16 protein-coding genes are annotated in these 22,746 nt (G+C 62.1%); 2 read left to right on the top strand and 14 right to left on the bottom strand.

The window, feature by feature from the left end:
• Positions 1-18: 18 nt before the first annotated feature.
• Positions 19-5,367 (bottom strand): AvrE-family type 3 secretion system effector, encoded by a 5,349-nt coding sequence (locus tag AC07P1_RS08965; RefSeq protein ID WP_494695454.1) that lies wholly within the window; start codon positions 5,365-5,367, stop codon positions 19-21.
• A gap of 640 nt (positions 5,368-6,007) precedes the next feature.
• Between AC07P1_RS08965 and AC07P1_RS08960 the strand changes: the two genes are divergently transcribed.
• Complete coding sequence (locus AC07P1_RS08960; RefSeq protein WP_494695453.1) at positions 6,008-7,027, top strand: Cif family virulence factor; 1,020 nt, start codon at positions 6,008-6,010, stop codon at positions 7,025-7,027.
• 180 nt (positions 7,028-7,207) lie between these two features.
• Here AC07P1_RS08960 and AC07P1_RS08955 read toward each other — a convergent pair whose 3' ends face one another.
• From AC07P1_RS08955 to AC07P1_RS08935, 5 genes are all read right to left on the bottom strand, one after another.
• A complete protein-coding gene (locus AC07P1_RS08955) occupies positions 7,208-7,390 on the bottom strand; it encodes a hypothetical protein (protein WP_494695452.1) in 183 nt (60 codons plus the stop codon).
• Between the two features lie 92 nt (positions 7,391-7,482).
• Positions 7,483-9,699 carry an NEL-type E3 ubiquitin ligase domain-containing protein gene (locus tag AC07P1_RS08950; protein WP_494695451.1) on the bottom strand — a complete coding sequence of 739 codons (2,217 nt, stop codon included), beginning with the start codon at positions 9,697-9,699 and terminating at the stop codon, positions 7,483-7,485.
• 82 nt (positions 9,700-9,781) lie between these two features.
• Positions 9,782-12,106 (bottom strand): hypothetical protein, encoded by a 2,325-nt coding sequence (locus AC07P1_RS08945; protein WP_494695450.1) that lies wholly within the window; start codon positions 12,104-12,106, stop codon positions 9,782-9,784.
• A 30-nt stretch (positions 12,107-12,136) separates the two neighbouring features.
• Positions 12,137-12,598, bottom strand: coding sequence for a CesT family type III secretion system chaperone (locus AC07P1_RS08940; protein WP_494695449.1), 462 nt, complete (start codon positions 12,596-12,598; stop codon positions 12,137-12,139).
• A gap of 430 nt (positions 12,599-13,028) precedes the next feature.
• Complete coding sequence (locus AC07P1_RS08935; protein WP_494695945.1) at positions 13,029-14,123, bottom strand: type IV pilus twitching motility protein PilT; 1,095 nt, start codon at positions 14,121-14,123, stop codon at positions 13,029-13,031.
• 313 nt (positions 14,124-14,436) lie between these two features.
• Here AC07P1_RS08935 and AC07P1_RS08930 point away from each other — a divergent pair, with 313 nt between their 5' ends.
• Complete coding sequence (locus tag AC07P1_RS08930; RefSeq protein ID WP_494695448.1) at positions 14,437-15,183, top strand: response regulator transcription factor; 747 nt, start codon at positions 14,437-14,439, stop codon at positions 15,181-15,183.
• On the opposite strand, the gene AC07P1_RS08925 is transcribed toward AC07P1_RS08930, so the two are convergent.
• The 8 genes from AC07P1_RS08925 to pilO2 all read right to left on the bottom strand — a co-directional run bounded on the left by AC07P1_RS08925 (position 15,168) and on the right by pilO2 (position 22,738).
• The gene (locus AC07P1_RS08925; RefSeq protein ID WP_494695447.1) at positions 15,168-15,644 is read right to left on the bottom strand and encodes a lytic transglycosylase domain-containing protein; all 477 of its coding nucleotides are present in this window, start codon (positions 15,642-15,644) and stop codon (positions 15,168-15,170) included. The genes AC07P1_RS08930 and AC07P1_RS08925 overlap by 16 nt on opposite strands.
• The gene (gene pilV / locus AC07P1_RS08920; RefSeq protein ID WP_494695446.1) at positions 15,625-17,028 is read right to left on the bottom strand and encodes a shufflon system plasmid conjugative transfer pilus tip adhesin PilV; all 1,404 of its coding nucleotides are present in this window, start codon (positions 17,026-17,028) and stop codon (positions 15,625-15,627) included. The genes AC07P1_RS08925 and pilV overlap by 20 nt, the downstream gene beginning before the upstream one ends.
• Before the next feature lie 95 nt (positions 17,029-17,123).
• Positions 17,124-17,621 carry a type IV pilus biogenesis protein PilM gene (gene pilM / locus AC07P1_RS08915; RefSeq protein ID WP_494695445.1) on the bottom strand — a complete coding sequence of 166 codons (498 nt, stop codon included), beginning with the start codon at positions 17,619-17,621 and terminating at the stop codon, positions 17,124-17,126.
• A 90-nt stretch (positions 17,622-17,711) separates the two neighbouring features.
• On the bottom strand, positions 17,712-18,284 hold the full coding sequence (locus AC07P1_RS08910) for a type 4 pilus major pilin (RefSeq protein ID WP_494695444.1): 573 nt from the start codon (positions 18,282-18,284) through the stop codon (positions 17,712-17,714).
• A gap of 22 nt (positions 18,285-18,306) precedes the next feature.
• On the bottom strand, positions 18,307-19,383 hold the full coding sequence (locus AC07P1_RS08905) for a type II secretion system F family protein (RefSeq protein WP_494695443.1): 1,077 nt from the start codon (positions 19,381-19,383) through the stop codon (positions 18,307-18,309).
• Positions 19,373-20,989, bottom strand: a complete 1,617-nt coding sequence (locus AC07P1_RS08900) for a GspE/PulE family protein (protein WP_494695442.1) — start codon at positions 20,987-20,989, stop codon at positions 19,373-19,375. Before AC07P1_RS08900 ends, AC07P1_RS08905 begins: the two co-directional genes overlap by 11 nt.
• A complete protein-coding gene (gene pilP / locus AC07P1_RS08895) occupies positions 20,986-21,483 on the bottom strand; it encodes a type IV pilus biogenesis protein PilP (protein WP_494695441.1) in 498 nt (165 codons plus the stop codon). Before pilP ends, AC07P1_RS08900 begins: the two co-directional genes overlap by 4 nt.
• Positions 21,473-22,738: a type 4b pilus protein PilO2 gene (gene pilO2, locus AC07P1_RS08890; RefSeq protein WP_494695440.1), complete on the bottom strand. Its 1,266-nt coding sequence runs from the start codon at positions 22,736-22,738 to the stop codon at positions 21,473-21,475. Before pilO2 ends, pilP begins: the two co-directional genes overlap by 11 nt.
• Positions 22,739-22,746: the final 8 nt, after the last annotated feature.

Raw genomic sequence — 22,746 nt, 5'->3', positions numbered from 1 at the left:
CCACTCCCGACGCAACCGTTATCGTCCACCGGACGAGCCGCCGACCACCGGCGACGGCGGCGCGAAGTGCTCGTCGCTCAGCGGCGGCTTCGGTATCGCGATCGGCACCACCCCGCCGCGCCGCATCTCCTCGAAGTCCTTGTCGAGCGCGCGGCCCGCGCCCTCCAGGATCTCGGCGCCGACCAGCCTGTCATACATATCGTAGCGCAGCTGCACCTCCGACTGGAACAGCTGATGCGGGGTATTCGCCGTCCGGCCATGATTAAAGCCCAGCATGCCGACGTTGACGGCGCTCGGATTGTCGTCGGTGTTGTGCGGCACGATCACGGCGAGGCGATACAGATCGGGCGCCGAGCGCGCCTTGTGCATCACCTCGCGCCAGGACATCGCCAGGCGGTTCCGCTCGGCGGCGCTGAGCGCCGGACCGCCTTCGGCTGCGGCTAGCTGCTTGCGCTGCAACGCCATCGCGGCGTTCAGTCCGCGCAGCGCCTGCGGCCGCATCTCGAACACGAAGCGGACCTGGCTAATGTTCTCGCTGTTGTCCTTGATGGTCTTGAGGACGCCAGCCAAGCCCGGGATCTGCTTCCTGGCGCCGTCCAGCTCGGCCATCTTCGACCCCAGGTGCCAGTGGCCGACCGCCTGCGCGACCATTTGGTCGAGCGCGCCCTTGCCGAAGGTGTTGATCTCGATGCGCGCGCCGGGAATGAGCATGGCGCGGTGTTGCAGCGCCGTGCTATCCTGCTGCTGCATCAGTTTCAGTTCATCGACCACCACGGCGCGCGCCGCGTCCGACTTCGGTCGCCAGGCCTCGCCGCCCAGCACGGCGCGCCCGGTGGCCTCGCGCGCGAGCGCCTGCCAGCCCTTGTCGTCCGGGGCGGCGTCGCGCTCAATCTCCAGCGCCTCCCGCCCCTGTATCCGCGCCAGCAAGTCCTCGATGCGGGCGTAACGCTCATCCGGCATGGCGGAAAACGCCGGGTCCGTCGCTTGCGGGAACGCCTTCAGCAGCTTGGCGCCCATGCCCCGCCACTGCTCCGGGCCGACCGGTGTGGCCGCTTCGGCGTCCAGCGTGCGCTTGTAGGTGGCCGGCGCCAGCGCGATGTTGCCGTCCATGCCGGCGCCCCTGTTGGCCGCCTCTTTCAAGCCATTCAGCGCGGGATTCAGATAGCCGAAGAAATTGCCATTACCCATGGCGAGGTTCACCCCGCCCAGCCGGAGGTTGCTCATGTTCGGGACGATCAGCGCGTCCAGGTCGCCGATCACCCTGCCGATCGCGACGGAAAACGCCGAGCCCAGGTTAAGGCCGGCGTCGAGCGAGGTGTTGAAATCGAAACGACCCTGGTATTCCAGACCGAGGATACTTTTCCACGCATGATCAAGGTGCAGTTCCATCTCGTTCCAGTGCAGGCCGAAATCGGCCGTGATGCCGGCGCCGGTGTTCGTCGACCATGTGCCTCGGTGACTGTCCGGAACGCCCGCGACGCCCGGGTTGGACGGGGCGGGCTGCAGCGCGCCGAACGATTGCCTGGGCTGCGCGGAGAGGTTGGCGCCCACCGTCACCGCCCCCCTCACATCCAAGTTCGTCTCGAACAGGTCGAGGCCGATGCCGCCCCGGTTGACGCCGATCGCCAGCACCTCGGTCGTATCGTTTTGCTCGGAATCGAACAGCAGACGGGCGAATTCCGGGATGGTGTCCGGGCTCAGGATCACGGCCGCGCCGACGCCGTGCTGCATCGCCGCCGCCAGGGTCAGGCGCCCGGCCGCCGACAGCGAGAACGAGGCGATCCCCTCGGCCGCCTTGTTGAGCTCGTTCTTGAACGGCACCACCGTCCGCTCCTCCTGCGCGCCCTCCTTGCCCGGGTTGATATCGATGCCCTTGGAGCCCACCAGCGACAGGCTGGCCTTGTTGTGCCGCACGAAGAAGGCGACCAGGCCGGCGTCGCCCTCGAGCGAGTCGCCGATCCGCTCGACGCCCAGCGCGTGAATGTGCTCGCCGGCCACGCCGGGAGCGTCACCGTAGCCCAGCACCTGCATCCGGTTGTTGAGGATCGACACCGAAACCGACTTGCTGTCGCTGGTGACCGAGAAGAAGGTGCTGCGGTTGTACAGGTCCTGCAGCAGGTCGGCCATGCGCGCGGCCATGACGTCGCGGCGCGCGTCGGCCGGCAGGCCCATGCTCTTGAGCAGTTGCTGGCGCCGCGCCGACTTCGGGTCGGCCATGTCGGCGCGGAAGGTCGACACGATGTCGTCCAGCGCTTCGAGGTCGTTCCAGGAGGAGATGCCGAGCTTGGCGAGCCTGCCCAGGCCCGCGGCCGCGCTCTGCCGCTGCGCCGCTTCGAGCGCGCGCAGCTCGTCCACGTCGTTCACCGCGAGCAGTTTGGTGTACTGTATGTGTGCGCGCGCGATGTTGGCCGAGCGGATCGCATGCGGGTCGCGCAGATCGCGCCTGGCCTGGTCGGCGCCGTCGTCTTGCGCGGTGGCCGGCGCGCCGGGAATGCGTGCGCCGCCCGCTTCCAGGTCGCGCAGCAGCCCGCGCACCTGGATCAACAGGCCGCGCTCGCGCTCGCCCAGCTCGGGGATATTGTCCAGGTCGGCGTCGGCCGGAAGCTGGTCGAACGCAGCCCGCAGTCCGGGCAGCAGATCGCCCCGGCCGCCCAGCATCCGGGTGCCGCTGCGCCACAGGTCGACGGCCTGGTAGCTGGCATTGGCGCCGCTGTGGAGATCGGGCTTGGGATCGAGGTTGGGGTCGAGCGCCCGGTCTTTAACGCCCACCTTGCGCAGATCGAACAGCAGGCTTTCCAGCATGTCAACGCGCGCGCCGGCGCCGTGCGCGACGGCCTGATCGGCGCGCAGGATGCCGCCCAGCGTGCCGTCGCGCGGCGGGGTCGCCGACGGGGCCGCCGACGCGGCGCCGGGCAGCGTGAAAGCTTGCCGGAAGGCGCCGGCCAGCGGCGATTCGGCGGCGGCGCCGGGCCGCGCAGCGCGCAGCGCGGCGTGGGCCAGCTGCGCCTCGTGGAAATGCCCCTTGAGACGCTCGAACTGCGGCGCGGACATGGCGGTGAAACCGAGGCTGTTGGCGAAAGCACGCGCGCTGTCGACCACTGTGTTGGCGAGCGAGTCGAGTACCTTGCGCGTATGGTCGGCCGTGGTCCGCGTCAGCGATTGCCATGGCGAGCGCACGGCGAGCGGGTCGGTCGACAGATTGCCCAGCAAGGTGGTGCGCAGGCTGGCGAAGCCATTGCCCAGCGGCAGGCGGGACGCCTGTTGCCGGTTGATGAGCGCATTGGTGCCCGCGTTCCGGCCGTCCCCGTCCTGCGGCGGCGCGGCCTCCAGCGGGACCACGCGCGCCGGCGCCAGTTGTTGCTTGCCGCCCGCGGCGTCCGTCACCGTCAGGCGCGGCAGCACGGCGTGCCAGCCGCCCCAGAGATCGTCGGCCGACGCCAGCCGCACTTCCAGTTGTCCGGTGCGCGAGGTGCGCAGCTGTTGCATGCGCGCGCCTGGTGCCAAGCCCGACAGGTCGAGGGCGACATCCTGCCAGCCGTCGACCGGGTCCAGCCGCTTGAGTTCTACGACGCCGTCAGCCTGGTGCAGCACATGCGGGCGATTGTCCAACGCCAGCGCCAGGCTCAGCGGAACCAGCGCCTGGTCGCCGTTCAGATCGCGCAGCCCGGCCGCCGTGCCCGGCGGACCCGGCTGGTTGGTCAGGATCCGCCGGTTGCCGCCATTTTTTTCCAGGAAATACACTTGGCGCTCCTTGTCGACGGCGAAGTCGCCGATGGCCTGGTCATGCGCCGCCAGCAAGGTTGGCAGGGCGTGCACCTGGGCCGGCACCACCGTCAGCGGGCCGCCGGCGGGCGTGCTGGCGGCGGACTCGCTTTCGGCCGGCAGGAAGGTGGTGCGGCCCTGCAGGTTCAGGTGGACGATGGACATCGTCCGCGCCCCCGGTTCGCGCAGCAGGGCGAACGCGGGCTTGCGGTCGACAAAGCCGAACGGGCTGGCGATGACGGTCTCGACGTTGTGCAGTGGCTTGCCGTCGGGGCCGTTCAACGCCGCCCACGGGTGCCGGGGACTTTCGCGGAAGAAGGCCATGCCCGCGTGCGTGCCCAGCCCGGCGTGACCGTCGAGCGCCACTCGGCTCTCAATCTCGTCGTCGCGCGGAGCGTGCAAGCCTTGGCGCGCAACCAGCAGCGTCGCATGGTCCAGCATGAACGCCGGTTCGAAGGCCTCGGCGCCGGGGGGGCGCTGCAGCGTCACGCGCTGCCCGTCCCGGTGCTCGGCGATCGCATGGATCGACGCGTCCCCGGCTTGCCCGAGCGCGGTCACCACCCAGTCGCGGCTGCCGCCCGGCAGCGGTAAATCGATGCGCCGCGCGGCGACGGCGCCGGCCGCGGCGCCATTGGCGTCGTACAGGCGGCCCTTGTTGTCCAGCACGACGAGCCGCCGGTCGCCGGCGGTCACGAAATCCTTTGCTTGGGCCGGGCTATGCTCCCATGCTCCACGCGCGTTTTCGCGCATCAGCGCGAACGGCCGCGCCGCGCCGTCGCCGAGCATCAGGCGGTCGCCGCGCAGCAACACGGGGGCGCCGTTCTCGTCCACGCGGGCCAGCGCTCCGGCCGCCGCGTTGCCGACAAATTCGGCACCGTTCGCTACCAGCCTGAGCAGATTACCGCCCTGTTGCGCGTACACCTCGCCATCGGCCTGCTGGCCCAGCATGTGCATCTGCGCGGCGTCCGGTGTGTGTGAAGAGGCGCCCGGCATCGGATGCGACGCCCACTCGCCACTCTCGGTCATCTTGTGCATCAAGTTATTGTGCAGGTGGAAGGTGTGGCCGGCCTTGCTCCGCCACACCCCGGAGAGCAGGCCGATCGGGGGATCGCTCAGATGCGGCGCCACGTCGGCGGCGGGCGGGTCGGCCCGGCCGGCGCGCCGCTCCGCCTGCGGGTGGACCGTCAACGCCGCCATCAGGACGCCCGGCACCGTCGTATAGAACGCTTCGCAGCGCGCCGCGTGCGGCTCGGACGGGCTGGCCTGGTATCGATAGAGCATGCCACCGGTTGTGCCACCGAGATGCGTGCCGTTGGCGGCGCGCACGGGCAGAATCTCACAGCTGTCCAGTCCGGGGCGGCGTTGCAGCCATTGGTTGATCGCCTTGCTTGCCGCATGGCTGACCGGTCCGCCGGGTGTGTCCAGCACGGTCAGTTTCGCCCGCCAGGCGCGCGAGCGATCGGTGGCGCGCGGGGTTTCAACGCCGGGCGACATCGGCGACAGTGGTTGCTGGTGACGGTTCAGGTACGTCTCGGAGTTCGACGGCGATGGCGTCGGCATCTCAATCGAAAGGGGATAAGAGGGATTGGTGACAGGTCCGACCATGGCAGGATCTCCATTTTTAGTTTTTTACTTTGACGTTGAACCGCTTGCCATGCCGCGACTGGCGTGGAAACGTGACGATATCGTCCGGGAACGTCATCGCTCTGCCGCGAGCATCACGACCAAGCGGATACCTTGATAAGTGGCATGAAGGGGGCGATAGTTCGACTTTTGTTGTTGAAAAACCGCACGCTGGCTAGCGCCGGTCATCGCCCCCGATGTAGGGATATTCCCACTGAAATTTAAGTAATTCCCTACAGACAACTGTTGCAATATACAATATCTTTAAGTTGCAATGTTTACATTTTAAAATTCATTGGCGACACGCTAATTTGATTGAAACGTAATTTCAAAAAAACCAATTGCGGGTAACCCGTGAGCCTCTTGCAAAGGTAGTTCAACGTCTTTGAAACAATCTTGACCACTCTGCTAATTTATGCTGATTTCAACCAGCGGAAGGTGGCAAGTGCGGGACGGCTGTCCAAACGAAAATCAGACGCCGAGGATCAACCAAACCGAGTATCCCGCCGCCTTTGCGGACAACACGGATCGAAGGGGAAATGAGTCCAATGCGGATTGCAGCCCCCGATACCGGATGTCTTCCAAACCGGCGGGAGTCCACATATAAAATGTCAGGGATAAAATGAACAAATACACACTGGATTGGAAGCAGGAAAAATCAAATCGTCGCCCCCCTGCGATGTCCAACATCGTTGCGTTGGCCGCGTTAACAATCGCGGGGGGTGCGTTCGCCCCCTCCGAAGCAAGCGCGCAAACAAACCCGGTATCGATGGCGCACGCAACGAAAATCAATGGAAAATGTGAAGCTGTCGGTCAGGAAATCACGGATCGCACTCGGGCCTATAACGACGCTTTTATTAACAAAGAGATAGACAAGTTGTACTACGATTTTTGGACGCCGACACACTATGAATTCGTCCCCAACGCCGCCAGCAATCGTGAGGAGATGAGGCAACGCTTGACGCAGTTCTATGGTTCTGGAGGAAAAAACAATTCGTTTGACATGCAGTCGTTGGACCGATATGTGTATCGGAATGTTGCTTACGACATTGGCGCCTTTGACAATCTCAATACCACCGCGAATGGCGTGCCGTTTCCACTAAGTAGATACTATTTCCACCGCTGGGTAAAGGACGATAACGGCATGTGGCGTGTGGACCTGTCTGCTGCCGGCCCCCGAGGTAACACAATTAAAGTTACCCCCACAACTGATGGCGGGCCGGTGTTTTGTGACCACAAATACCAGCCAACCGACCATCCAGGCGAAGAGGCGACCAGCCGGAAAATTACACGCCGTTTTGAGGCATACAAAGCGGCGCTTGCCTCAGCCGATGTGAATTCAGCCTCCAAGTTCTGGACAAACAATGTCCACTTATACGGGGAAGGACTCGATGTGAATCGTGAAGGATTACTTGAATACTATCGTCAGTTTTTTGAAACGGGGCGCATCGTCTCATCCGACACAAGATTATTCAAAAGGTTCCTACATGATAATGTCGCCTTTGATGTCGGACAATCTGATAATACCGTGGCGGTCGACGGTGTGCAGTCTCTAAAGAAAAACAACTACGTGATACGCTGGGAACAGGGACATGACGGGGTGTGGCGTATTGATCGGATTATGGACTTGTTTCGTCAGTAATTCGACGGCATATCAATAAGCCAACGTGGTTGGACCGAGAGACAGTCCAACTTATCGCCGCTACGCGCCGCCCGCCCTGCCGGGGTCTATTTTGGACGCCAGCAGGGTGGCCGGCGCTCAAGAAGTGGCCCATCGAATTTCGCCCGCTCTCGCGGTCCCCGCCTTCGGCAGCGCAAGCGTTCAGCAGATCTCCAACTCGCGCATGGCCGTTTGACGGTCGCACCGCTTGGCAAGGCGGTAGATGGACACCGCGGAAGCTGCGCCCTTGGCCCCGTGCGCAATCAAAGCGCGGCAATCCGCCATCAACTTCTCTTCTCGTTGCGTGGTCCGTTTTTCCTTAAAGGCTTGTTCCATGATTTCCATAAATAATCCATACCGTTTTCCCCACCCAATCCTCGAACCATGAAGAATTGAACTCAAATGCCGAGCACGCATTGCCAACCCCGGCGGCAACGTTACGCCACCGCCATGTGGGTCTTGGTCAGGCGCTCCCTCGGCTCTCTGAACGTATCATCTTCCAAGGTGTCGAGTTTCGAATTGAGGACATTGATTTTCTGGAGGGTATCCAGGGCGTTGGTACTGAACTCCCCTTCCTCTTCGCAGAAATGATCATACGCGTCTCCCAGCTCCTCCATCTCGCGCTTCAGTCTGCCCTCCGCCTCGCCCAGGGCCAGTCGGTCGAATTCCTTCGGATGGCGCCGCTCGAGTTCGACTTGCCATGGGCGCCATCCCGCCATAAAGCCGGCGACCTGCCCGGGATCCGCAATCGCCCCGGCGACTTTTTCCGCCGCCGCCGACAGATCTTGTTCCGTTACCCTGGCGGTTTCGTGATAGCGCATGTGCTTGGTCTTGGTAGGCAGATCGAGCCGCTCCGCCAGACCAAGGCGATACGCCAGCACGACCTCAATGGTTTCGAGGACTTGATCGGGCGGACGCCCCGTTTCGGCCGCCACCTCGAGCGCCACGGCGTTTCCTTTTGGTATGGCCAGCTCATCCAGCAGCAGTAATTTCAATCTGCCTATGCCCATGTTAAATAGCACGTCCTGCGGAAACTCCCCGTTGATGGCGCGCGCCGCCAGATGCGCCTGCTCCATTTCATCAAACCCCAGGGCAACGTTATCGTGGCAACTTTCCACTCTATCGTCGACGATAGCCAGGCAGGTCTTGAGCAAATCCTTGTCGTTCGCCATCCCGTCGAGCAAGTCTGTGACGCGTTGCTTGAACGCCGTCCGCATTTCGTTGCGCGCCTCCTTGGTCGCGGCGGTATCGCCGACTTTCGACGGATAGTCCGCAGTACCCTCCAGGCTATCGAGCAGTTTCCATAATGGCACGGTAGCATTGGCCAAGCCATCCTGGCTATCCTGATAAATCCGGTCCCAGGCCTCGTTGCGCCCGGCATCCGGCTTGCCGTACCAGGCTTCCACCGCTTTGGATAACGATAGCGAGGCCATCCCGACGCCGTACATGTTCACGGTGCCCACTGCGGCTCGATTCGCTTGTGCCATGCTTACGCCGGCCAACGTGAGCCCCTCCGCAACGAGCGACAGGGGGAAGTCCGGACGTCCGACGGCCTGGAGCAGTTGGTCGGAAACCTCGGTGACCTGGGTATGGCTGATATTCAGATAACCGAGGTTGGCGGGCAGCGTGGCCGGCAACTCCAAGACCAGAGTGCTGTTGATGGCCAGTCTTTCCAGCGTATCCGGCAGGCTTGGCAACTCCATGAGGGGATTGCCACCCGCATCCAGGATCTGCAGTCCAGACGGTAACGCCTCATGGAACCGCTGCAGCGCATTGTCTTGCACGCTCAGTTCGACCAGTCCCGACGGCAGCGGAGGGAGGGTGCACAGGCGGACAGCATCCAGATGCAGATGGGTCAGGCCGTCCGGCAGTTGCGGTATGGAAGGGAGTGAGTTGTTGCTCAGGTCGAGTTCCCTCAAGGTGCCCGGCAACGCCGCCGAAATGCCGGTTAATTTGTTAAACCTCGCGTCGAGCACACGCAGCCCGGGCGGCATCTCATCCGGCAAGGCGTCGAGCCCGTTGCTTGCCACATGGAGCTGTTCCAGCGACTGCGGCAATTTCGCCGGCAGGCGCTTCAGCGAACAGTTGCGCGCATCCAGTATCGTCAGCGTATCCGGCAGATTGTCCGGCAGTTTCGTCAGTTCATTGTTACTGATATTCAGTTCGCGCAATCCGGCCGGCCATGTCTTGGGATACTTTTTTGGTCCATAATGGGAGTTGAAGGCGTTGCTGACATTCAGGGACTGCAGGTTGGACGGCAATGGAGGCAGGCTCTTTAACTCCGAGTTCGACAGGTCCAAGGTCGCGCCCGGATCGTTCGCCTCCAGCCATAGGTCGATGCGTTCGGCGATCGCCTTGCGATGCTTGGATTCCTCGATGTAGCTGGCCGGCCGCGCGGCCCAGGCGCGTACGGCCAGTTTGTAGTTGGCGCGCCCCTCTTCCGTGGTCACGTCCAGGCTGAGCGGTTCGCTACGGAAACAATTCATCGACGCAAAAAAACGCTCCAGGTTTTGGCTGCCGGATCTGACTGCGTGTGAGCGGGCGGAGGACCGAGCCGAAGGATGGGAAGCCGCCGCCGCAGGCGCGGCAGGGGCCGTGTTTTCTGCGGAAAAATACGTGTCCGGTATGGAAGGGCTATCAATACGTGGCGGCATAGCGGCGATCCTTGTCCATGAGAATGAATTTAACCATGGGTGTAACGGCTGCAAATAAAGTTCCCGCCGCGCCCAAGAAAGGTCAGGCCGGCCCTTCCGTCAACAGAGCGGAGGGCGCCGCGGCGGGGCTCGACGATGCGCCCCGGCTGTCCGTCGCGAGCTGGGCCCGCAACCGGTCCATGCGTCCCTGCAACTGTGCCTGCGTTTTTTTCCCGCCGTGTGCCGTGATCTCGATCTGCACGCGATTCTTGATGGATGTCGGCAGCGCCACCATCGAGCGGCCGATGGCGCTCAAGGCCCGAGATGCCAGGCGCGGCTGAAAGCCGACGCGCGGGGTGGTCCCGTCATCCGCGTCCTTGCGCAGCTCCGCACGCTGGGTAATTTTGTCGTTGACCAGCGCCCCGCTGGAAAAAGCCCCGGCCACCCCGATCACGGACATCAGCGATGAAATCGTATAGCGAACGCCATTGCTCAGCACCGGCGCCGTCGCCGCGACCACGGCCGGCGCCACGGCGACCACCGGCGCCATCGCGCTCAACGGCCCCGGCGCCTGCGCCAGCGTCCCCACCACGGCGCGGTGCGCTTCGGTCGCGTGCGCCTGCACCAGCCGCAGCACAGCCGAGACGATCAGCGGCATGTTGCTGCCGGCAAATACCATCTGGAATTGCGCGCCGAACCGCTGCGCCACCTGGGGAATGAAATCCGACGGCAATCGCATGCGCACCAGGGCCGCCCTGAACGCCGTCTCCCATTCGTGCTTGCCGTCCACCGACCGCAGCAGGATGCGCCGGTTTTCCGGCGACAGGCTCAGCCATTCGTCGTTCTTGATGTGCGCAAGATCTTGTTTCAACACCGCCAGTTCCTGCTTCAGGGCTTCGCGCTTTTCGATACTGCCGTCGGTCCGGGCCAGCGGAGTTGCTTTTTGCCGCAGCGTTAAGAGCTGCGCGCCCTCGGCATCGCTTAACGGCGTTTCCCCGCCCCGCTCGACGTCCGCGCCGCCGACCTTGGCCTCGAGCGCTTCCAGCTGCCGCCATTCATGCGGATCCATCTTCGCCAGATCGGCAAGATTTTGTTCGCAATATTTAACATTCAGTCCAAGGTATTCCTTGAACTGCCCCAAGCCCACCACAGCGCCGCGCGTCCATCGTTTCGGCACGTCGGCAAGATCGAGATTGTCTTCCCGCAAATCGTCGATGGACAACTCGCCGCTTGCCAGCAAACGGTCTTGCTCCGGCTCGATCAGCTTGGTCGAGCGGATGGTCGCCATCAAGGTGTCGTTTTGCTTGGCGAATTGACCTTTCGGCGCCGCCCAGAATTGCTGCAGGCCCATGGTGACGGCCGCGGTGCCGATCTGGATATACGCCGACAGATGCGAGTTGCGCGTCGCCGTGCCGACCACCTGGCCGGCCAGGGTGCCGGCCACCCGCAGCCCCCGGTTCAACGCCAGATAATGCTGACTGACATAATTGAGCTCGGTCACATCCTTGCGCACCTGGAATTGCCGGAGCAGATCCGTATGGCGCGACATCAGGGCCACCGCCGCCTCGCCGTCCGCCTCCATGTTCCGCATGCACTCATGCCATTCCGGCGTATCCACCTTACCTTCGCTTTTGAGTCGTGCGAACGACTGGCTGTGTGCTTCCATTTTCGCCGTCGAGGTCTGCATCTCGGTCACGACTTGGCCCATCTCTTTCATCGTTTTCGGGTAAAGCGGCGCCTTCATTTCCTTGGAACGGGCGGGCTGTCCCTGGGCACGCATCAGCTCTTGCCTTGCGACCATCGGAATCTGGATGGCGGCGTTGATGAATGGCGTTACAAGCGAAAATCCCACTTGCATGCCTAGGTTGAGCGTGGCGTAATGCACCGGGTGTTTCCTCAGCTCTTCGGTGGAAACCGACGCGGTATAAATGGACGGCAACACCGACAGGAAATTAGCCAGTTGGCTGCTCATGCCATACACCGTGCCCGAGCCGATCCATCCGCCTTTAAAAACGCCCCCTTCTACCGCTTTCATTTCTTCCGGGGTGATGCCCTGCATGTCCAGGTAGAGGCCTTTCGCGGTCGACCAATCCTGCTCCTTTTCCGGCTTCGCCAGCTGTCTTTGCTGTTCCTTCACAAAGGCCAGGGCCAGCGACGGGTCGACCGTGCGCCCTTTTCCCTGCGCCAGATATTCGGTCAGGACGGCCTGCAACGCGCGATCGTCGGCGCCGCGCTGCTCTTCGGGGGAGGCCAGGGTATGGACGGGCAACTCGTGCCGCGGTTCGCTCCCCGCCGCCACGATTTCGGTGAGCGCGCGGGAGGGCGGTGTCGTGCTGATGGCGACCGTCGGGCCGGTGCGCGGCAAGCGCAAGCTGTCGCCGCCGCCGATGTCGGATGCCGAGGGTGGATTTTCTGTTCTGATATGCATAATTGTTCTCGCTCGGATCGGCTGCCGAGGTCAGACTTCCGCCGCGGAGAGTAGCCGGTGTTGTGTTTTTGATCGGGTTCTTTGCTTGTTTTCAAGGAAATACGTCTGGCGCCACTGCTTGGCCTGGGACGCGTAATGCGCGAACGCGTTGAGTAATTTTTTTGCATCGATGTGCGCCAGTTCGGCACGCCCCATCAGCATGGCGTTTCCGGTTTCGAAGTTCACCGAAAATGTTGGCGTTCCCACACCGAATATCAGCAGATTGCATTCGAGCAGGCGCTGCAGGATTTCAGCGCGGTCCGCGTTGTTCGGCACCGGGCCGAAGTCGCAGAAATACGCCATGCTGCCTTCCTCCATCGCGGCACCATCCATCAATGTGAAATTAATGCCATCGATCTCCAGCTGCGCGTGATCGGCTGCCTCGCCCGAGGGAACGGTGGTTGCCATCTGAAAAATATCTGCGAGTAAAGCACGAAAATTCTGTTCGTTCATTTTCATTCTTTCATGGTGGGAGACGTGGCTTCACAAGATAAATTTCCCACGCATCGTTGCGTCGGTATTCGGTAACGAACGGTTCCAGTCAAAAGAATGACAATGTATTGCTCACGGATTCATGTATTACGGTACGATACGACGCATCATCAGTGCACGGAATATTTGATTGCCAAAATACAACTTTCAGTGCACAATGAAACCAAATTCATGCACTTATATTTTTTTATTTGGGATAGAACCTATTCCCGCTTCCCGGGCATTAACTGAAGCGCTGGGCTTGGACGCGATGCATTGGCGAAGTGGCAAGATGGATGCGCGCGCGGGGAGAGGATAAGGCGCGGCCAGATAAAACGAGCCACGAAAAAAAACCGCCCTTGGGAGGGGGCGGAATGGAAGTGGAAACCAGGCGAAATTCCTGGAAGCGATCTTAGCGTTTGCTGGTGAGCATGTCGTGCAACTCAATACGGTTATAGGCAACCCGTAACGCGTCGCGCGCGTGGATTTTCTTTTTTGCAATAAGTTGCAACAAGACGTCGTTGAGGGGCCTGGACATGTTATCTTCTTTGCGTTTCATGAAATCGGAAATCAGGTGCAACTTGTCCGGGTCCGTAATGAACGGAGCGATCTGCTGGTTATTATTGAATACCATTTCACTCGCCAGGACCTGCTGCTCGCCATCCTCCGAAGGCAGCAGACTTTGGAAGATGACGCCGATCAGTGAATCCGCCAGCATGGTGGCCCGTTGGGAACGCTGGTCCTGCGAAAAAAAACTCAGTAATTTGGTAATCGCGCGCACCGCGCTGCTGGTATGCAATGTGGCCAAGACAAGATGCCCCGACTCTCCCGCATGCAATACGGTGTCCGCGGTATCGAAGTCGCGAATCTCGCCGACCATCAGCACGTCGGGTTTTTGCCGCAACGCTTCGCGCAGGCCGCTGGAAAAACTGGAGGTATCCGTCGGTACCTCTTTTTGCGAAATAATCGACTGCTTTCGCACGAGTTCGTATTCAATTGGCTCTTCAATGGTGACGATATGGGCATGACGCGTTGTATTGATATATTCAAGCATGGAGGCGACCGTGGTGGTCTTGCCCGCGCCAGTCGGCCCAGTGATCAAGATGATGCCTTTGGTGACCTCCAGCATCGTTTTCACGTAGGGGGGCAGCCCGGTATCCTCCAGCGCCATCGGTTCAAGCGGAAAACGGCGGATCGATATCGCCACGCGCGTGCCGCGCGCCATGCGGAAAACATTGCAGCGCAACCGCCACTTATCCAGCATGAAAGGACAATCGATGGCCTTGTCAACAATCTTGTCTTCCCAGTCTTCATCTATCGCCTCCAGCAACGGCGCCATCTCTTCCAGGCTTACGGGGGTCTCGCCCTTTGACTGCCAGCCACGCGGCGTTTTCACCATGATCAGCTCATCCTGCTCGATATGAATATCTGAAAATGTCTGAGGCGCATTGACCAGGTGTAGGAGTTTTTGGCGCAAGTCGCGCGGCAAAGAAGAATTATTGGCCATTCGATCACCTAACATTGGAATAATTTCCATATAGCAACACCTTTAAGGTTTCTAGCTTCATTTCCCTGCCAATTATGTCAGAAAATCCTTACATAGGTCAGCCTATAAATGTGACATCAGAGCCGCTAGCAAATACCGCACACGGAAGTGTTGCGCCTCCTTGCGGTACCGTCTGCGTGGGCAAGCCTTGCCATCCACGCACAATCAAAGTATATAGTGGACACGATAAAAAAATGCTCAAGAATGTTCAACAAATATCCATTCAATGCCGCTTCCTTAATAAACAACAAGCATCATTACCAGAAACAAAACTTTGAACGACCACATGAAGATCGCATGCTATCTACGTAACGCCACGGTATTCGAGCCAATAAAGGATGCACTTGCACGTGCGGGATTTGAAGCGGTGCGCTTTGATTCCGAGACGGACTTGCTGCGCACCCTGCGCCGCCGGAGCTTCGTCCTCATCATCCTCGACATCGCTCCCGGCCGCGACGACAGCATTTTTTCCTGGCTCAACTGCCGCAGCGGCGACCGCACCCCGACGCTGGTGCTATCCACCACCCGCAGCGCGGAACTGGTTGCCATGGCGCTCGATAGCGGCGCCGACGATTTCCTGGTGCGCCCCTTCGAGGCCATTGAACTGACCGCCCGCGTCAATGCGCTGCTGCGGCGATGCGCGCCGACCAACATGCGGCGCACCATTGAATATGCCGGTTTTTCCCTCAACCGCGAAACAGCGAAGTTCAGCCATCAAGGCACGCCCATCAATCTCACGCCGCGCGAGTTCAGCATGGCGTGGCTCTTCTTCTCGTCCCCCGGCGTTTACATATCGCGCGACACCATCGGCGCGGCGATATGGAGCACCGATAGTGACATCGCCGGCCGCACCATTGAACAACACGTCTATAAACTGCGCAAGAAATTACAGATCGATGACAAGCAGCCGGTGGTGATGATACGCACCGCCTATAACCAGGGCTACCGCTTGGAACTGTGCGGCACCGAAAACCTCCCCGCATCAGCGGATGACGAGCTTTCGGATCACCTTTCCGCCTGAATCCGGGCTTCGGCGGGAATATTTTTGTAGACCTTTTGTGCGTACTTGATGCGCAATTGAGGATTCTTTGCATTGTACGCGCCCACGGCCTCCCAGGTCTGTCCCATGCGCTGCATGTTCTGCGACAGGATCCACGCGCCCACCTGTAAGTTGACGCAAGGGTCGCCCAGTTGCGATTCGTCGATGCCGTATTTGCGCAGCGTCGGCAGCCAGGAGCTGTTAATCTGCATCAGGCCGATGTCGTATGAGCCGTTCTTATTCCGGTTCCGCGCCAGCGGATTGAGGTTGGATTCCGTCTTGGCTATGGCATACAACAGATGGACATTGACGCCATACCATTGCGCGACCTCTTGCCAGCAAGCCTGCGCGGCATTGCAGAAAAGGGACAGGGAGAGCGCCGCGAGCGCGCGCCGGGGCGTCGCGAATCGGCGCCTGCCCCGGTCAAGGATTGTAAGTTCCATTGGCATACCTGAATGTATTGTCGTCGCTGCAAACCAGCGGGATGGCATGCGGTCCCTGGATAATCGATCCGGTCGGAAACGGAATCACGGGCACGCCGCTGAGGATGACGATGTTGTTGCAGATATCGCCAGGATTCATGCGGCCAAAAAGCTCCACGTGTTCGCCATAGATCCAGCCCTGTGAAGCAACGCCCTGCTCGGCATAAACATAGGTGCCATTGACGTCGTTGGTCGCATAGAGATTGTTCGATGCCCTGATGTTGTGTCCCGCGGTCATATCGTTCTGCGCCACGATGTCGGTTCCCGACTGAATGGCGCCGTCGGCGCTGATAGTTCCCTGCGAAGTAATCGATTGCGACGCGGTCAGCGCGGCGGTGGCGATCGCCCCGGGAACAGTGAAATTGCCCTGGTTGTCGACCGCCAGCGCCACCCATTGCGCGCCGTTGTAGGTGAACGCCCGGCTCAGGCCGCTGACCATGCGCACGTCCCCCGCCAGACTGCCGGCGGTCGGCAAGTCGCCCCAGTTGGCGACCGGCGCTTTCCACTGCGACCCGCCGGTCCAGACGCCGCCGCTGGAGCAGCTAAGGAAATTGCGCGTGGCGCTGTCGATGGCGATGCCCGCCTCGGCCACCCCGGACGTGTTGAGGCAGGACGAACCGGACGTCGCCAAGGCGCCGCCGGCCAGCCGCACCGGCGTGTTCATGCGGTTGAGTTCGGGCCGTCCGGGAACGGCGTCGCGATAGAGGAAATCGGTCGACAACTGCCCCGGGCCGTCATAGAACAGGCTGGAGACGAGGTGGCCGCCATCGGCGGCGCCGCCGGTCAGCGCCGGCGCGCCGGCGCAGGCAACTGAACGGTAGGAGCTGGTGTCGATGCTCCAGGAGGCGCCGCGGGCCACGCCGGGATTGGCGGCGGCGATGTAGCCGCCGCCAATCCCGGCATTCATGGCGACGACGGCGATATCCCGGTCGGCGATCCGCTGGCCGCCGGTGTTGATGACCAGCGCATCGAACAGCCCCGGATGTCCGCCCGGATCAGGCTGACGCACCAGCACGCAGGGCGTTTGCCCATAGGGGTTGGTGCCGGACAGGCCGCTCGACAACAACATCGCCGCCTTGAGGTCGGCGACGCTGACCGCGACGACCGTCGCGGCGGTGGGCGTCGCGGTCCGCAACGCCTGATTGTTGGCGTTGATATATTTGGCAGCCGCAGCCCGCACTTGCGATTGGTAATACGCGGCCTGCGTTCCCTTGAGGTCGTCCAACGAGTCGTCCATCAATCTCGACAATCCCAGCAGGATCATGGCGCCGATGGCTAGCGCCCCGAGCAGCTCGAGGATGGCGAAACCTTGCCGTTTGTTGCGTGCCGGCCGTCTGGAATGCATGTAATCAGCTCCGTGAAAGGGGGGCGCGCCGGCACCGGCCGGCGCGCAAGAAAGAGGAAACGCCCGCCAGCGCCGCAGCGCATGGAAGGCGTGGCTCATTTGGTCATCGCGATCCACACCGGCGCGCCGTCCGGTATCGCTTTTCCCGCCAGGACCGTCACTGGGATATGGGTGTCGCCAAAGACAGCCGATTGCAAGGTCGCCGCGTTGTTGCGGTAAGTTCCCGCCAGAACCGAATTGTTGGACAGGCGGGCCATTTCGTCGATAACGCCGGCCGATGGCAGTGACGTGGTGTAGATATAGATGATACCGTTGGCGTCGCGATAGTTGCCCCATATCGGCGCGTCGCTGCGCTGAGACAAGACGGACCAGGTCGGCAGCATATGGCTCGATTTCAGCGCGGCCAGGCTGACGCTGGTGCCGCGCACATCGTGCTCGGTGAAATAATCGACCACTGCCTGGCGATACAACGCCATGCTGCCGGCGACCTCCCGCGCCGCGTTGGACTGCGCCGCCGTCAACGTGCGCTCGCACGTGATGGAATAGACTCCGGCCGTCGAGACCAGTACCGCCGCTACTACAAGACTCCACATTCGGGTGCCTCCTATCTATCGGTTAAAATCCGCGCTGCGCGCAAGGCGCGGCCGGCGCCTTCAAGGCGCCCGCAACGCCGGCCGCGGCAGTCAGGAGCCGGTGAACGTCACCGCGTTGCCGGCGCCGCCGTTCACGCTGCACAGCGCGGTGGCGGCGGCGACCGTCGCCGGGAAGACGATGATCGGGGTGGCGCCGGCCCGGTCGATCTGGGTCCAGCCGCTGGCGCCGCTGACCATGTTGACGCACACGTCCTGGGGTACCGCGGTATAGGTGACCGCAAACCCAGCCCCCGCAGCCAGTCCGACCACCGTCACGGCGCCGCCCCAGCTGTTGTTCAGCGTGCCGGCGGCGGCGCCCCGCGCCAGCGTGTTGGGAATCGCGTTGGCCGTGATCAGATCGGCCACCAGCGAGCCGGCGGGATAGATTTGTCCCATGTACAGTTTCCTGACGGCGGTGCGGATCGCCACCACCTCCTCGGTCGTCTGGTTGGCCTTGGCGCTGCCGAACGCGCCGGTCAGCAACGACACCGCCCCCAGCACCACGATGGCGGCGATGCCCAGGTAGGCGATGCCCTCCAGCAGGGAAGCCCCCCGCTGCCGCGCCAGGCGATGGCCCGAACCGATCGCCAAGTTGTTTTTCATGTTAATGTGTTTGCCGTTCATCATGCGTTCCTCAATTAAATAGTCAGTGGACACTACGGGTAAGTGCTGCAATTTCCTGCTGGATGCCGAAAAATCCGGTAACGAGCCAACCAATCACCAAGGCCAAGGTAATGACCGCGCAACCGTTCAATACCTTCATCCTCAGTGCGATGGCTTCCACGCCCTGCTCCATCCACTCATCCGCCAGCAGCTTCAGCGCCTCGGCGAATCCTTTATATTCCGCATAGACGCAGAGATCGTCGATAACCTCCTTCGATGGGAATTCATAGCCGGCATTGCGCAACGCCTCGCCGCAATTGAGTCCCGAACGCACCCCCAGCAGCGCGCCGTCGAGCCGTTCGCGCAGCCATGGCCGGGCCATCAACGACAAGCGCAGCAAGGATTTTTCGACCGTGACCCCTGCCGATTGCAAGGCGGAAAAAGCCATCAGAAAACCGCAGCCGGCCATCAGCCGGTAGATCGAATACGGCGGCAGGCGGTCGAAAAGGATGCGCGCCGATCCGCGCCAGCGCGCCAGCGACACGGCGACGCAGGCGATCGCAACGAGCACGGCCACCACCGCGTACGCCATCCAGTTCTGCACCCACAGCGATAACAGGTACAGCGATTTCGCCGAGCCATGCCAGCCGGTGGGATCGATCATCCGGGTGAATTGCGGAATGACGCGGGTGCCGAACAGATAGACGTAGACGATGATGAGGGCGAAGATCGCCAGCGGATAGGCGATGCCGGCGAGGATGACGCTCTTGATCCTCTTGCCCGCCCGCACCACGTCCACCACCGCCATCAAAGTATGTTCCAGCTTGCCCGACTGCTCCCCCGCCATGACGATCATCCGTTCGGCCCCGGGCACCCACCACTCGAGGCCGTCCGCCAGCGGGCGACCGTTCTGCACCATGCGGCGGCAATCGTCGAGGATGATGGCCAGCGGTTCATGGGGCCGCTTGCCATGTTCCGAGGCGCGGTCGCGCAGCTCTTCCAGTATTTTCAGCAGCGGCAGGCCATGCGACAGCATCTTGGCGATCTTGCGGTACAAGCTCAAGCGCACCGTGTCCGTGAACTGCGTCCTGGCCCACCAGCGGTTCAGATCATGCAACACTATCGACCTCCACCACCTGCAGATGCGCTGCCGGATGGAGCGGCGCGGCCTTGAAGTGCCCCACCACCTTTTCCGCCATGCGCGGATCGATCAGGCCGGCGGCCACCTTGTCCAGCGCATGGTCCAGCATGGTCTTGCCGCCGAGCTGCTGGATCCAGTACTGGATGGCCAGGTGCTTTTCGCCCAGCTTCACATATCGGAAGAACTCGTCGTCCGGCACGATGATCTCGGCCACCACGCTGCGTCCGATGGTGCCCCGGTGCGCGCACGCCTCGCATCCCGGACCGGTGACGCATACCCGCTCCAGCCGGTCGGGTATGGCCTGCCGCAGGCGCGCCAGCGCCGCCGCCGGAAGTTCGTGCGGATGATCGATCAGCCGGCGCCGGCAATGCGGGCACAGCAGTTTGACCAGGCGCTGGCTGATCAATCCGGTAACCACCGTGGGGTCGGCCACCAGGCTCTGCGGCAAACCCAGGTCCAGCAACCGGTCGACGATCGCCACCGCGCCGTTGGCGTGCAGCGTGGTCCAGACCTGGTGCCCGGTCATCGATGCGCGCAGCGCGTTCTGCGCCGACGCCTTGTCGCGCACCTCGCCGATCATGATGGTGTCCGGATCCAGGCGCATGGCGTTCGAGATGGCTGCGGCGAACAGGCGCGAGCGCTCTTCCTCCGTGTGCGCGTTCGTCACCGTCGTCTGGACCGCGCCCTCGATGGGATACTCGACCGGATCCTCGATCGACAGCACATGCAGCTTGCCGTCAGCCTCCATGATCTGGCCGCTCAACACGCGCTGCAGCGTGGTCGACTTGCCCGACCCGGTCGGGCCGCTGATCACGTTCATGCCGATCGGCTGCTCCTTCAACGTCTGCAAATCGCGGACATGCTCCTCGGAAAATCCGAGCGAGTCCAGATCGAGGTTTTCGCCGACGTCGTTGTACAGCAGGCGCAACACCATCAGGCTGCCCTCGTTGGTCGGCACCGTCGCGATGCGCACGCCATACAGTCCAGGCGGCAACTTGTCGCGGTCGGCGATGCTGGCGTCCTGGCGTTCGGTCGGTTTATAGGAGCTGTCCGACACCGACGTCATCGCGCCGTACAGCGTCGCCAGCAGGCGCTCGCCGTATTCGCGCGTTTGCCCGCCGACCGCCACCAGGTCGTTATGGATGCGAAAGTAAATTTCCGTGCAATTCTTCCTGACCCGCAAGTGGATGTCCGACGCCCTGGCGCGGCAGGCCTTGTTCAGCAATTCCTTGGCCGTGACCTGCATCATCGAATGTTCCTGGTTGCGCTCGGCCATCAACGGCAAGCCATTGCAGTGAATGCGGCGTATCAGTTCTATGCTGGCCTGCACCGTCCTGAAAGGGCACCGCATTCTTTCCAGACGCCCCTGATAGGACAACACGTGCGGATTGAACGTCTGCCCGGAGGCCACCAGCAGCCTGCCGTCTCCCAACAGGCATAACAATTTTTTCTCTTCCGGGCGGGCCTCGAAGCTGCCTGCGTTGCTGAGAATGCCCAGCCCGCACAACTCCTGCAAATTGTCGAGCATCAACACATCGTTCATGCCCGCCGCTTGGCCATCCGGATTGTCCGCATGCGGTATCATCGCGCGGCACTCCTGGGCGGCGGCGGCGGCAATCCGGCGCCTGGGAAGCCGGGATTGAATCCGTTGTTCTGCTGGGCATACGAGGCCAGCCGGACGCGCCGGTTGTTGGGCGACAGCGCCACCACTTCGCGCGCGGAGACGGCGACGATCTTCATGCCGCTGGACAGCACGTCCCCTTGCTGGACATCGACGACGCTGCCGTCGCTCAACTGCAAGGTCGCGTACATCTTGCCGCCCATCCCCTCGATCGCGCGAATGACCGGATCGCCCACCACCACAGGCTGGGTGATCGCCGCGGTCATGCTCTGCTTGACCGCGATCTCGTTTTGCTTGCTGACGATACTCGACTGTATCTCGAGCTGCTTCTCACGCGCCTTCAGCACCAGCGTCTCGGCCTCGATCCTGGACAAGATCTCGGAGGTGCTTTCGGCGCCGGCGCCGGTCGCATACAATGCCGTCATCGCGGCCAATAGCAACGCACATTTATTTCGCATAAATCGTTCCCTCCATGGACCACTCGGCCCCGCGATAAACAAGTTTTTCCACCCGTATGCCAGGTCGATTGAGCATGGTTGCGATGTCGCCGGGGGCGACGCCGCGCGCATTCAGTGAAAATGCAAAGGACTTCCAACCCGGCTGCCAGCGCGGCACCCCGCCATTCTGCTTCGGCGCCTCCACCAGCGCGATCTTGAACGGCAGGCGCAGCGACTGGAACTGCGACATCAAGGGCTCCAGCGTCTGGCGCGCCTCGCGCAATTCGTCGTTGCGTCCCGACGCCAGCGTGAGCGGCCTGGCATAGCTGGCCTTGTCGCCGCTGTCGTCGATGACCGCGGCCGGCACCCGCGCCCGCAGCAGGGCGATCGTCGAATCGCCGCGGACCCAGGCATAACTCTGCCGCTCCGGCGTGCAGGTATACGATTCAAGCTGCCAGCCGCCCGCCGTGATATGGTCGAACCGTCCCTGGCAAGCGCTGACCAGGGACGCGGGCAAGGGTGACTTCGACCACGGATGCGCCGCCGCCGAGGCTTGGCGCTGGATGTTTTCCCGCGCCACTGCCATGGCGCGCTCGTTTTCCTCGTCGCTCTTTTTCCGCTGCTCATAACGCCAGCCGAACAAGGCGGCGGTCGCCACCAGCGCCACGCCGGCCACGCTCAGCACCGTCGGCAGCCAGGCCGGCAAGCCGTCGATCTGGTACAGGCCCCACCATTTGTGCGCCCTGATCGTGCCATCCTTCTTGCGCGGAATCAGGGTCGCGATGGTCCGCGCATTGAAATTGTGGAAACCCAGTTCGGCCAGTTCGGGGTCGCCGATCACAACGTTCCAGCCGCCCAGCGCGTAATCGCTCTGCAAGCGTTCCAGCACTTCTTCCTTGCTGCCGGCGAAATCGCCGTTCGGCAGGAAATTGGCGTTGCGCACGGCCAGGTACAGCCAATTGCCGTCGGGCAGATTGAACGCGCCCAGCCAGTTGTGCACCGGTTGCTGCTCGCCGTCGTAGAACGCGCCCTCTATGACCAGCGTCTTGGACACGATGGCCGCCAGCGAAAACATCTTGCGGCGCGCGCCTTCGCGGGTCTGCGCGAAACCCGCCTGGGCCGTCGAGTGGTCCATGCGGATCACCAGCAGATCGGAATCGATCTTCCGGCCCAGGTCCATGGCCTCCTTCTTCAATTCACGCGGGCGCGACAAGGACTGCCAGAACAGGCCGCAGACGAATTTGTGTTGCTCTATCTTGGTGACGTAGATCGCCATGGCGGATT

The organism is Duganella sp. GW821-FHT07F09 (genome assembly GCF_059418705.1).
Note: the sequence above shows the minus strand (reverse complement) of the source record. Positions and strands in the feature narration are given on the sequence as shown.

Bases quoted from the DNA above. Each gene is read 5' to 3' on its own strand.
- AC07P1_RS08965 (WP_494695454.1), bottom strand. From the start codon at position 5,367: ATGGTCGGACCTGTCACCAATCCCTCTTATCCCCTTTCGATTGAGATG.
- AC07P1_RS08960 (WP_494695453.1), top strand. From the start codon at position 6,008: ATGAACAAATACACACTGGATTGGAAGCAGGAAAAATCAAATCGTCGC.
- AC07P1_RS08955 (WP_494695452.1), bottom strand. From the start codon at position 7,390: ATGGAAATCATGGAACAAGCCTTTAAGGAAAAACGGACCACGCAACGA.
- AC07P1_RS08950 (WP_494695451.1), bottom strand. From the start codon at position 9,699: ATGCCGCCACGTATTGATAGCCCTTCCATACCGGACACGTATTTTTCC.
- AC07P1_RS08945 (WP_494695450.1), bottom strand. From the start codon at position 12,106: ATGCATATCAGAACAGAAAATCCACCCTCGGCATCCGACATCGGCGGC.
- AC07P1_RS08940 (WP_494695449.1), bottom strand. From the start codon at position 12,598: ATGAACGAACAGAATTTTCGTGCTTTACTCGCAGATATTTTTCAGATG.
- AC07P1_RS08935 (WP_494695945.1), bottom strand. From the start codon at position 14,123: ATGGCCAATAATTCTTCTTTGCCGCGCGACTTGCGCCAAAAACTCCTA.
- AC07P1_RS08925 (WP_494695447.1), bottom strand. From the start codon at position 15,644: ATGGAACTTACAATCCTTGACCGGGGCAGGCGCCGATTCGCGACGCCC.
- pilV (WP_494695446.1), bottom strand. From the start codon at position 17,028: ATGCATTCCAGACGGCCGGCACGCAACAAACGGCAAGGTTTCGCCATC.
- pilM (WP_494695445.1), bottom strand. From the start codon at position 17,621: ATGTGGAGTCTTGTAGTAGCGGCGGTACTGGTCTCGACGGCCGGAGTC.
- AC07P1_RS08910 (WP_494695444.1), bottom strand. From the start codon at position 18,284: ATGAACGGCAAACACATTAACATGAAAAACAACTTGGCGATCGGTTCG.
- AC07P1_RS08900 (WP_494695442.1), bottom strand. From the start codon at position 20,989: ATGATACCGCATGCGGACAATCCGGATGGCCAAGCGGCGGGCATGAAC.
- pilP (WP_494695441.1), bottom strand. From the start codon at position 21,483: ATGCGAAATAAATGTGCGTTGCTATTGGCCGCGATGACGGCATTGTAT.
- pilO2 (WP_494695440.1), bottom strand. From the start codon at position 22,738: ATGGCGATCTACGTCACCAAGATAGAGCAACACAAATTCGTCTGCGGC.